The organism is Nocardia sp. NPDC002869, assembly GCF_046764065.1.
Lineage (GTDB): Bacteria > Actinomycetota > Actinomycetes > Mycobacteriales > Mycobacteriaceae > Nocardia > Nocardia rhamnosiphila.
Genome location: NZ_JBKOOL010000046.1, coordinates 24,722 through 35,016 on the forward strand (window position 1 = coordinate 24,722; position 10,295 = coordinate 35,016).

Below are 10,295 nucleotides of genomic sequence, written 5' to 3' on the forward strand. Positions count from 1 at the left end.
ACCTGACTCACCCGATCTCCTTGTGGCTCCGCCGCACAGTGAGTGACGTGCGAACTCGAGTGGTCTGGTCGCGAGGCCCTAGCGATCGGCGCGCGGGTGGCTCCGGGAACAGCGGTCCGGTTGCCGGGCTCGCCGGAACGACCTCGGCTGGAACAACTCCCGGTTCCGTGCGCCACCTGTCCACCACAGAGAGATAACTGCAAGCGTAACTGCAAGTCAATAGAGTCATGCAAAATCTATGCCAAATATCGCTTTCGGTGGTTGACAGGAATCAGGGTTACGTCACTCGTAGCGTCGGTTTCCTGCGGGGATTCGCGAGGCCTGTAGTTCCACGAGGGCTGTTGCGGGGCTTGACAGCCTCCCGGAAGACCCGACGATGCTCGCCGTGGCACGGGGCGCCGCGCTGGGATGGCAGGCAAGGCCAGGTGCCCTCGTACCGTGAGGTGAAGAATTCCGATTCGCTGTCCAGCACAACGGGCGGCAGCTGGAACAGATCGCCGACCAGCACGAGCTGCACTCCGCCGAAAGGTGCACCGCGCCGGGGGCCGTACCGTTGCAGCGCGGCCGCGAGCATATCGAACAGGTCTGCCCGGATCATCGAGGCTTCGTCGATGACGAGCGTGTCGAGCTCACGTAGGGTGGGGGCGAATCGCGCGGGGAAGTACCGGCCGCTGCGGACTTCGTCGAGGGTGGTCTCGGGCCGGAACGAGAACAGATTGTGAATGGTGTGGCCGGCCACGTTCAACGCCGCGATACGGTCGGCGCGGCCACGAGCGCCTTACGTTCGGTCCTGCGGAGGAATTCGCGGATCAGCGTGGATTTACCGGTGCCGGCCTTGCCGGTCAGGAAGAGGCTGTCACCGCGCGCCAAGCGGTCGAGCGCTTCGGCGAACTCCGCCGTGAAGGTGAGCCCGGTACTCTCGGTGGTCGTCATGTGTCGTCCCGCGGCTCTCTCTGTCTGCTCACCGGTTCCGGCCGCGCGCGATCCGCGAATTCCGCCGGGAAATCCGTCATGGCCGGGCTGTTCAGTCCTTCGGGCATGATGCAATAGCCGGCTCCGGTTTTCGAGCCGTTCGGCCGCGCCGCGCTCAATCCGGCGATGCCGCCGGCAGCGCCGAAACAGCAGTGGAGTACCCCGTACCCGCCCTCACCGTGACGGATCCGCACCCGGTTGTGTGTTGTGCGCTGTGCGCGCTCACCTGTGCGCGTTGCTGGGCTGCGATGTGAGAACGGGGAGTCGAACCCCTCGCACTGCCCTCCGTGCGCCAGGAGGTGACCGATTGCCCGTCGGTCCAGCGGGTCGGTGCGCGCCTCCGTACCGGCTACCTGCTCCACTGCTGGGGTCAATCCAGTAGGTCGACCTCCCAGTTGGCGCGCTGGATCCGCACATCCAGTTCACGCAGCTGCGCGGCGAGCCCATCGGCCTGCGCCCGGAGTTCGGCGACCGGTAGCGCGGACAGGGTCTTCAACTCCCACCGGAGCTGCCGCGTGTAACCGCCCCGGTTCTTGCCCGCGGCCGCGTCCGCCGCGTCGGTGATCACCGAATGCCGCAACCGCAGCGCGTCCCGCCGGGCGAGCGCGTCGGTCAGGGTGCCGTCCGGGCCGATGTTCGTGGCGGCATTGGTGCGATTGATCCGCCGGATCAGCGCTTCGTACTCTTCGAGTACCTCGCCGGCCTCGCCGAGTAGCGCCGCCGCGTCCTCGGCGGGCTCCTCGCCCTCCTGGAACCGGGCGTTGCCGACGATCCGGGCGCGCAGTTGTTCGATACGGCGCACTGCGTCCGCACGCAACGACAAAGCCTCTGCTAGCTTCACATCCCTACTTTCGGTCACGACCACGACGGTTCGAGTATGTCGTATACGGAGTGGGTGGTCCTGTTCGGTACGACTCCGTCTCGATTACGAGTTCTCTACAACCCGCGCGGCGCCCCGTCGAATATCACCCACTCCGTGGCGCACTGAATTGAGCCGGGTCAGGTCGACTCCGAATCGCTCGGAAGGGCGTTCCTGTTGCAGGGGCACGCGTCAGACGAGCCAAGATCGCCCATCTGGATAGTCGTCGAAGTCGTCGGGCCAATCAGAGGGGCCGACAGTGCCGGGCTCGGGGCGTGGACGAAGCGGCGGAACCTCCGGCGGGCGAGGCGCCGCGCTCCAATTCCAGATGAACCGGTCCGACGACTTGATCTCGGCCACCTCCGGCGGAAGCGGTCGAGCCCAGATCTCGATTTCGGACCACTGGCACTCATTGCGCTGCACCCGCATCCAGTAGTCGGTGAGTTCTGGCGAGGCGCCGGGTCGTTTGGCCAGCGCCTGCATGAATTCCTCGGTGACCTCGGTCGGCTCGTCGAGGAAGGCCTGCATATCGAATTCGTCCATGCGGATACGCGCGGTGCGGAGGTCGTCGACGGCGCTCAGCAGCTTGCGGTACGCGGCGTCGACAGCCGGATCGACATCCGGATCCCGGTCGGAGAAGTTATGCGGTTTCATCCGTTCGCCCAGGGTTGTTGGCCCGTGCCCACGTCATAGGATCGGTCCGGGCGGTTGTTGGTCTGCGACAGATCGGCCGCGAGTCTCGCGTCGTTCATGATGTCCGCTGCCTTGACCCCCTTGGCGAACGGCTCCACCAATTGCTCGAACTTCTGGTTGGCCTGGTCGCGTGCGAATTGCGCGGGATCGCGGAGCACCTCCAAGAACTTCTGGACCGCCTCGACCAGCTTCCTGATCTGATCGACCAAATTCACCGCGCGCTCGATAATGTCCTTGATCTTGAACGCCAGTTCGGTGATCTGGGCGGTCCAGCCCACGACCGGAATCTTCTTGAAGGCGAACTTGAATGCGTCCGTCACGCCGTCGATCTTGACCTGGCTTTCGAGCATTTCCCACAGCCAAGTGAGCACACTGCGAATCGCGTCCCGGATTTCATCCGAGACCATGCCCAAGCCCTCGGAGATGATTCTCCCCGTAGGGCCTTCCCACTTCATCGCGGCGATCTGACGGGCGGACCAGTCGCTGAACGCGAGTGCCGCCTGGCCGTCCCAATATGCGTCGACGCGCTTGGCGCCCGATTCCAGGTTCTTTCCACACGCTTCGAGCGCCTGGCCGGCGATCTTGTACGCCTCGCCGATCCGGCGGATCTCGGTCCAGTTGCCCGGGATCGGCTTCAAGGCTTCGCCCAGCGGATCGAACTCCTTGCCGGCAGCCTTGGTCAGGCGTTTCACCGTGTCGTTGACCGCCCCGAGAGGTGGTGCGACGTCCCCGATGAGGCCGATCAACTCTTCTTTGTTCGCCGTGGGTGGGTCGAGCTGCACATTCTCCGGTTTCGGGTACGCAACCGCGCCCTCGAAAGCGCTGGTCGCCCCCACCGCCTCCTGATCGGAGAGCGCCGGAACCTCCTGGCCCGGTGCGAGCAGATTGACCTTTTGCCGGTTCAGTGCTTCATAGGTCCGGTTGTCCTGGTCCACGTAGAGCCATGCGGCGTCTCGTAGCGAGAGCGCGCTGTCGGCGGTTGTCGTTCCGATACCGAGCATGCGTATCCGGGTGGTTTCCGAGAACGTCCGCAAAGGTTCCAGCAGACCGTTGATGATCTCCGCGTTCAACCATTCGGCAGGTGGCCCCTCCTTGCGAATGAAGTCGGCAGCGTTCCACGCATCCTTGCCGATCTCCTCCATGAGGTTGCCCATACCGGCGATCTCGCCGGCGTGTGCCCGGAAATCTTCTACCAATTGATTACACCCTCACCCTTATGTGCTCTCTCGAATCGTTCGAATTATGTCGTCGACTGCGCTCACGCTTAGTGCCCCCTCCAGACCTATATGCCGGCGCAACACGAAGACCGCGATTTCCGCGGTCGCGGGTGCAGGTGTGGCCACGACCGTGAACTCCGACGCGGCAGGATCACATGAGGCGACTTGCGGCAGTTCGGAAACCGACGCTGTGTAACGGACCGCGGGACGGCCGTCGAGGCCGAACTCCGTGGGCGGACTTATTTCCACGCGGGGCGGGCGGGCTCCGGGGATCGCGAAGAGAGCGGATGTTTTCTCGATCTCTTGACGTGCGGCCGTCGCCACGTCTGAGCCGTTTCGTCCCCGGACCCCGATGAACGCGAGGGAAGAGGTGTCCGTCTCGGGGCAGTAGTGCGCGCCGTAGTCGCTGACGGCCCCGTAGGTGGCGAGCGTTCCATGCCCGGACGGATCGGAATAGCCCACGACTGTCTGATTGCTCGGTCGCCACCCATTTCCGGACGGCACCGTATAAGTGAGCCCGTACTTGGTCGGTACCGGCTGCGGCTCACCCTCTGGGACCGAAGTCATCGATGGTGGTTCGAGGCGAGGATGGTCCGGTGGCGGGGGCGGATCGGTCGGGCCGATCGGTCCCGGGGGTTTCCAGACAGTCGAATTGCCTACGGCCGCTCCCTCGTCTTGTACGAAGGGGTTTCCGACCTGGGAGACGAATACCATGATGCCCGCTGCGACAGCGACCGCCGCCACGAGGCGGAGTGCCTGGATACGCCCACTACTTGCCGGACCGCGGCGGAGGAAGTCACGCAGGAAGGCGTCGATGCGGGCGTGTAGGTCACGGCTTTTCACGATGCTTCGAAGGGGTTGCCGGGGACGAAACCGTCTACACGGAACCTCGCAGCCGACTCGCCCAGTCGACGCCGACGTAGGTAGTTCGAGACCACGACCCCCCTTGGATCTGCGTTCAGTACGCTCTCGGACGATAACACCTCCGGCTGCGGGCGGTGTACATCGGTGGCCCGGCTCCCGTACTACACTCCGGTTGACTCGCAGGTGGGAGTCGTCGGCTACCGTCGTCGATTCAACCGGCCGGACAGTGGGGACGATAGTTCGTGGTGCTACATCGGTGCTCATTCAGGACGAACAGCCAGGGCCACCGTGCTCCGCGCCGGTACCTTTTGTCTGTTGTTCCGACTGCGGCCGTCGGCCTGGCAGCGGTAGTCGGCTTGGTAACCGGGTGCGGGCCCTCCGAATCGGCGGAGTCTGCACCCATCACGCCATCGGAGGCGAGCACGTCCACTGCGCAATCGTCCGCCGCTCCCGCTGCCGAGGGCATCGGCCTACCTGTACTGCCCGCTCCTGGAAATGCAGTGCCCGGTGAGGTCGCATTCGATCCGTGCTTCGAAGTCGAGGATGCACTGATCGACCGGGTAGGGTTCGACCCCGGAAGCCGTCAACGGCAGGCAGCCGAAATCACCGGCAGCTCGTTGTTGACGAAGATCGGCTGTAGTTTCCGTCGCTACTCGATGGTCGACGGCGAGAAAATGCCGATCCTGTCGCTCAACATCACCACGAGTACGGAATCGGTTACCGACGTCGGCGCCGACAAGGACCATGAGGTTTTCGATTCCGCGCCGATCAACCGCCGTCCTGCCGTCGTCTATCGGGTGACGGGGACGACCTTGCCTGCGTGTGATGCCGTTGTCGAAGCTCCCGATGGGACGTTCGGTGTCACGTTGACGGCAGCTCCCGCGGCCGATGCTCCGGACCCCTGCGGTGAGATCCGTGAGGCCGCCACTGTATTGGCGAGCGCGCTCGACGAGTGAGACCGCGTTCACGCAGGACCACTTCTGTCGTGGCCGAGGACGGTAACCCACGGCAGACAACCAGTGAAGTTTGCTCGACGAAGGTCCGAGCCCGAGAAGGTCACTCGCTGCAACCGTGGAATCTGGCGGACCTCCATCGTCGTCCGTACCTATGTGAACGCTCATTGCGGCGATGGAGGCCAGCGCGGCGTTGATGCCGTTGGTGGTGAGATCGGGGATGGCGGTGAAGGCGCCGGAGGCGGTGCCGACTGCGACGACGGAGCCGAAGATGATCAGGAGCCGGCTGATGGTGACGGCGTTTTTGATGATTCCGGCGGCGGCGGTGACGATTTCGGCAGTGACCAAGACGCCGCCGCCGGCTGCTGCGGGGGCGTCGAGGCCGGCGGAGGCGAAGGCGGCTATCGCGACGATTCCGGCGGTGATGACGATGGCGGCGGTGATCTCTTTACCGGCGGTGGCGACTGCGGCTTGGATGTCATCGCGCATGTCCGCGAGTGCGTCGCGGTGCTCACCTACAGGCGTGACCAGGGCTTTGGATGCTTGGGCCAGCATTTCCGCGGCGCGGGTCAGGGTGGTGAGTTTGGTTTCGATATCGGTGATATCGGGGTCGGTGCTGCCGGTGAAGGCGGCGTTGATGCCTTTGATCCGGTCGGCCGCACCGGTGGTGGTGGGGTGGTCGGCAAATGCCTGCCGGGCGTCTTTGGCTTTGCCGAGTTGTGTGACGTCCCCGTTGGGGATGCGGCCGACCTGTGCGAGTTGGCCAAGGTTGCCGCGAGGGTAACGATATCGGCGGCATGCTGGTCGTAGCCGGTGGTCCAAGCCGCGGCCTTCTCGTGGTCACCGGCCATACCCCCGCATTCATGGACCAGGGTGCTGTGCAGCGGCCCCAACGCCAGGCAGATATCCCCGGCCGGCAAGCGGCATTTCTGGGCGGCGGTGTAATACATGCCGGAGTCGATAACCGACGCCATGGTTCACCCGTCCTGCAGCATTTTCCGGTTGACTTCGGCGGCGGTGGTGTAGCGGGTGTGGGCAGTGCGGGCCGCATCACTGATATCGGCCAGACCGGTGGCGAATTCGCGGGCCCCGGCGCACCACATCAGGTGGGCGTCGCGGTAGGCGGCGGCGACCGTTTCCCAGGCTCCGTCCAGGCCGGCGACTTTGTCGTCGATGAGGTCGAGTTGTTCGGTCAGATATGTGGCCAGGTTCGGCAGGCGCGTCACGATGGCGTCGAGGCACTCGACATCGACGGTGAATTCCGAATTCATAGCTTCAAACTCGGGAACTGCTGAGCGGTACCGTCGTCGGTGGTTTCGTAACTGCCGGCCTGAATACCCAGCTCGGCAGCCATCCCGTCCAACGCCTGCAAGATTTTGATGCCACCGTCACGGAGCTCGGTCCAGCCGCCGCTGAACTCGTCGGAGGCGTCACCCCGCCAACCGTCGGCGAGCAGGGCATCGACTTCCGTACTCGCCGAATCCAGGCCGGCGCGGAGATTCGGGGCGATATCGGCGACGAACTGCCCCACCGCTCGCACCTCGTCGGGTACGACGGTGACGGCATCGGTCGGGTGCGGGATCCCCCCCAGGATCAGCCATGAGGACGAAGCTATCAGAGAAGGGCCCCTTGTGAATAGTGGGGATTGGCCAGGTGGATAGTGGCGGTGGGATCGTTCGGTTGCCGTTGCAGGTCTTTCTCGACGGCGAGCCCGAGGGCCGACGGCATCATGAGGGCCAGGTGTCCGGCGGGCATGACGATGCGGCCGAGTTAGGTGATCAGCCGGACTGCCTATCCTCGGAGCGTGGATGATCAGGATCAGTACGCGCGGTACGCGGCGGATCGGCAGGTGCTCCGGACGATCGGTGCCCATTTCGATCGACAGATCGGCCGGGTGGAAGTGCGGATACCCCGGGCAACGGCTGAATCCGCGATGGCCGCGTGGAATCGAGACGAATCGGACGACATAGGCGAGGAGAGCCGGGAACAGGGTGCGTTGCGTGCGGACGCGGCGGAGCTGGCCCTGATCGGGCTGGCGATCAGCGAGCGCGGGGTGTGGAACGGTGACGACGTCGTGGTCGATCTGGATATAGAACGGATCGCCGCGGCACTTCGTGCGGTGCGGTAGACGGTCCGCAATCGAGGGCGTTCGGAAGCGGGGGCCGGTGTCATCCCGCTCCGCTGGTAGTCACAAGCCCCGACACCCCGGCTGCTCGGAAGGACGCGGGGGAGTGAGTGGTAACGGTCGTATTCACGGAGTTCGCCGCCGCCACAATCGAGCCGTTCAGATTCAGTTGGACGTTTGTCCGTTTCCTTGGCGTTGCCGATCGGTTGCCGAGAGCTCATCTGCGGACGCCAAGCTGGCGCGACTACGTGCCCGTGTGTGAAGCAGAGGATCAATGACGACGTCGAACCCGAGTCGGGTGGTGGCTGTGGCCGCTGCCGTAGCGCTGTTGGCAGTCGGTTGCTCGAGTGATGAATCCGGCAGGGACGGGTCGTCGATCGACTGGAACCCGCCGGCCGCGGAGAGCTACCACCGGCTGGCCACCTACCCGGTGTACACGAACCGGCCCGCCGGGGAGCCGATCGATACCGAGACCGTGGCCGAGATCTCCACCGTGACGCCGGACGGCAACATCCTCATCTACACCGATGCCACCGCCAAACGGATCGGGTTCCTGGATATCCGCGATCCGGCGAAGCCGGCCGGACTGGGCACGCTGTCGCTGGCCGAACTCGGCCACGCCGACGATCAGCCGACCTCGGTGATCGCCCACGGTGAGTACGTACTGGTGGTCGTCGATACGACCGGTGGCGATTTCACGAAACCGTCGGGTCGCCTCGATGTGGTGCGGGTCGGCGACCGCAGCCGGGTGCACAGTATCGATCTGGGCGGCCAGCCGGATTCGATCGCCATGAGTAAGGACGGGTCGTTCGCCGCGGTCGCGATGGAGAATCAGCGCGACGAGGAGTTCACCCCCGCCGGTGGCGACGAGGGCGATCTGCCGCAGCAGCCGACCGGGTTCGTCCAGCTCATCGACCTCGGTGGGGCGCCGGCCCAGTGGAAGACGCGCAGTGTCGATTTCGATGTGGAGGCCGCGCGTGCCGCGGGCCTGGACACTCCCGAGGACCTCGAGCCCGAATATGTGTCCATCAATTCCCGGGGCCAGGTCGCGGTGACGCTGCAGGAAAACAACGGGATCGCCGTCATCGACGGGAAGACGGGAGTGGTGTCGTCGTTTTTCGACGCCGGGACCGTGGCGGTGAACGGTATCGATACCGTCGAGGACGGTGTGCTGGAGCAGACCGGCTCCATTCCGGCGACCCCGCGGGAACCCGACGCGATCGGCTGGATCGGCGACGACCACCTGGCCACCGCCAACGAAGGCGACTGGAAGGGCGGCACCCGGGGCTGGTCGATTTTCGACGCCGCCACCGGTGCCGTCGTGTGGGATGCCGGGAACACCTTCGAGCGGCTGACGGTGCAGACGGGTCTGCACAACGAAGGCCGGGCCGAGGCGAAGGGCCCGGAACCCGAGGGGCTGGCGATCACCGAGATCGGTGGCCGACCGACCGCTCTGGTCGCCTCCGAACGCAGCAACTTCGTCGCGGTCTACGACCTCAGCGATGTCACCGACCCGAAATTCGTCCAGATCCTGCCGACGACACCGGGGCCCGAAGGCATCGTGCCGGTCCCGCAGCGGGGTCTGCTGGTGGTCGCGTCGGAAACCGATGACGCCGAGGCCCGGGTGCGGGCCGCGGTCAATATCTACGGCTACGGTGACGCGTTCACCGGAAGCGGCGGTACCCCGGTATTCCCGTCGATCATCTCGGCGGAGGCCGACGGGGCACCGATCGGCTGGGGAGCGCTCGGCGCCTTGTCCGCCGACCCCGCCGACGAAAACCGGCTGTTCACCGCCACCGATAATGCCTACGGGCCGGCGCGGATCCTCGGAGTCGATACCTCACGGTCGCCGGCTGTTATCGACCGGCAGATCCCGATCACCGGGAACGGTGCGCCCGTAACGCTCGATATCGAAGGGCTCTCGGCTCGCCCCGAGGGCGGATTCGTCCTGGCCGTCGAAGGTGCAGAGGGTACGGGAAACGAACTGGTGATCGCAGGCGCCGACGGTGGTATCGAAGAGCGCGTCGCGCTGCCCGCGGATATCGCGGCCGGGCTGGGCGGTCAGGGACTCGAAGGAGTGGCCGTCGATGGTGACGCCGTCTGGGTGGTGCTGCAGCGGGAACTGAAAGGCGACCCGAAGGGTGTCGGTCGGATCGGGCGCTACACGAACGGCCGGTGGGAGTGGTTCGGCTACCAGTTGGAGAGCACCGACGCCCAGGGTGACTGGATCGGATTGTCCGAAATCGTGGTCCACGACGGCGGATTGCTCGTGCTCGAACGCGATAAGCTCAACGGTCCGGACGCCGCGCTGAAGGCGATCTACCGGGTCGAGATCCCCGCCGGCGGTGGGGTGACCGAGGCGGAAAAAGCTCCCGAGGTCCTGCCGAAGAAGCTGATTCGCGACCTGCTGCCGGATCTGCGGGCGACCAACGGTTACGTCCAGGAGAAGGTCGAGGGGGTCACCGTCGGGGGTAACGGACATCTGTATGTGGTCACCGATAACGACGGTCTGGATGACGCCAACGGTGAAACGGTGTTCCTGGACCTCGGGCCGGCCGGGTCCGATCTCGGCGGATAATCAGGCGTCGATCTCGCCGACCGGGCACGAAGCC

At 65.2% G+C, this 10,295-nt stretch carries 10 protein-coding genes and 1 pseudogene; 4 read left to right on the forward strand and 7 right to left on the reverse strand.

Annotation, left to right across the window (positions count from 1 at the left end; all coding sequences use genetic code 11):
- Positions 1-430: 430 nt before the first annotated feature.
- The 4 genes and pseudogenes from ACLML9_RS11585 to ACLML9_RS11600 all read right to left on the reverse strand — a co-directional run.
- A pseudogene (locus ACLML9_RS11585) lies at positions 431-933 on the reverse strand (AAA family ATPase); the annotation flags it as partial.
- Between the two features lie 409 nt (positions 934-1,342).
- Positions 1,343-1,813 carry a DIP1984 family protein gene (locus ACLML9_RS11590; protein WP_411945513.1) on the reverse strand — a complete coding sequence of 157 codons (471 nt, stop codon included), beginning with the start codon at positions 1,811-1,813 and terminating at the stop codon, positions 1,343-1,345.
- Positions 1,814-2,023: 210 nt separating this feature from the next.
- Positions 2,024-2,485, reverse strand: coding sequence for a hypothetical protein (locus ACLML9_RS11595; RefSeq protein WP_411945514.1), 462 nt, complete (start codon positions 2,483-2,485; stop codon positions 2,024-2,026).
- Entirely contained in the window at positions 2,482-3,720 is a 1,239-nt protein-coding gene (locus ACLML9_RS11600; RefSeq protein WP_411945515.1) for a hypothetical protein, read from the reverse strand. The genes ACLML9_RS11595 and ACLML9_RS11600 overlap by 4 nt, the downstream gene beginning before the upstream one ends.
- A 1,130-nt stretch (positions 3,721-4,850) precedes the next feature.
- On the opposite strand from ACLML9_RS11600, the gene ACLML9_RS11605 reads away from it, so the two are divergent.
- Complete coding sequence (locus ACLML9_RS11605) at positions 4,851-5,561, forward strand: DUF3558 domain-containing protein (RefSeq protein ID WP_411945521.1); 711 nt, start codon at positions 4,851-4,853, stop codon at positions 5,559-5,561.
- 8 nt (positions 5,562-5,569) lie between these two features.
- On the opposite strand, the gene ACLML9_RS11610 is transcribed toward ACLML9_RS11605, so the two are convergent.
- Positions 5,570-5,698: a pentapeptide repeat-containing protein gene (locus ACLML9_RS11610; RefSeq protein WP_411945516.1), complete on the reverse strand. Its 129-nt coding sequence runs from the start codon at positions 5,696-5,698 to the stop codon at positions 5,570-5,572.
- A 16-nt stretch (positions 5,699-5,714) separates the two neighbouring features.
- Between ACLML9_RS11610 and ACLML9_RS11615 the strand changes: the two genes are divergently transcribed.
- Positions 5,715-6,368 (forward strand): hypothetical protein, encoded by a 654-nt coding sequence (locus ACLML9_RS11615; protein ID WP_411945517.1) that lies wholly within the window; start codon positions 5,715-5,717, stop codon positions 6,366-6,368.
- 167 nt (positions 6,369-6,535) lie between these two features.
- Here the strand turns inward: ACLML9_RS11615 and ACLML9_RS11620 are convergent, their stop codons facing one another.
- Together ACLML9_RS11620 and ACLML9_RS11625 are read right to left on the reverse strand one after the other, a co-directional pair.
- A complete protein-coding gene (locus ACLML9_RS11620; protein WP_411945518.1) occupies positions 6,536-6,829 on the reverse strand; it encodes a WXG100 family type VII secretion target in 294 nt (97 codons plus the stop codon).
- Positions 6,826-7,431 carry a WXG100 family type VII secretion target gene (locus ACLML9_RS11625; protein ID WP_411945519.1) on the reverse strand — a complete coding sequence of 202 codons (606 nt, stop codon included), beginning with the start codon at positions 7,429-7,431 and terminating at the stop codon, positions 6,826-6,828. Before ACLML9_RS11625 ends, ACLML9_RS11620 begins: the two co-directional genes overlap by 4 nt.
- Here ACLML9_RS11625 and ACLML9_RS11630 point away from each other — a divergent pair.
- Both ACLML9_RS11630 and ACLML9_RS11635 read left to right on the forward strand, forming a co-directional pair.
- Positions 7,363-7,686: a hypothetical protein gene (locus ACLML9_RS11630; RefSeq protein ID WP_411945522.1), complete on the forward strand. Its 324-nt coding sequence runs from the start codon at positions 7,363-7,365 to the stop codon at positions 7,684-7,686. The two genes, ACLML9_RS11625 and ACLML9_RS11630, sit on opposite strands and share 69 nt — an antisense overlap.
- 271 nt (positions 7,687-7,957) lie before the next feature.
- The gene (locus tag ACLML9_RS11635) at positions 7,958-10,261 is read left to right on the forward strand and encodes an esterase-like activity of phytase family protein (RefSeq protein WP_411945520.1); all 2,304 of its coding nucleotides are present in this window, start codon (positions 7,958-7,960) and stop codon (positions 10,259-10,261) included.
- Positions 10,262-10,295 lie beyond the last annotated feature (34 nt).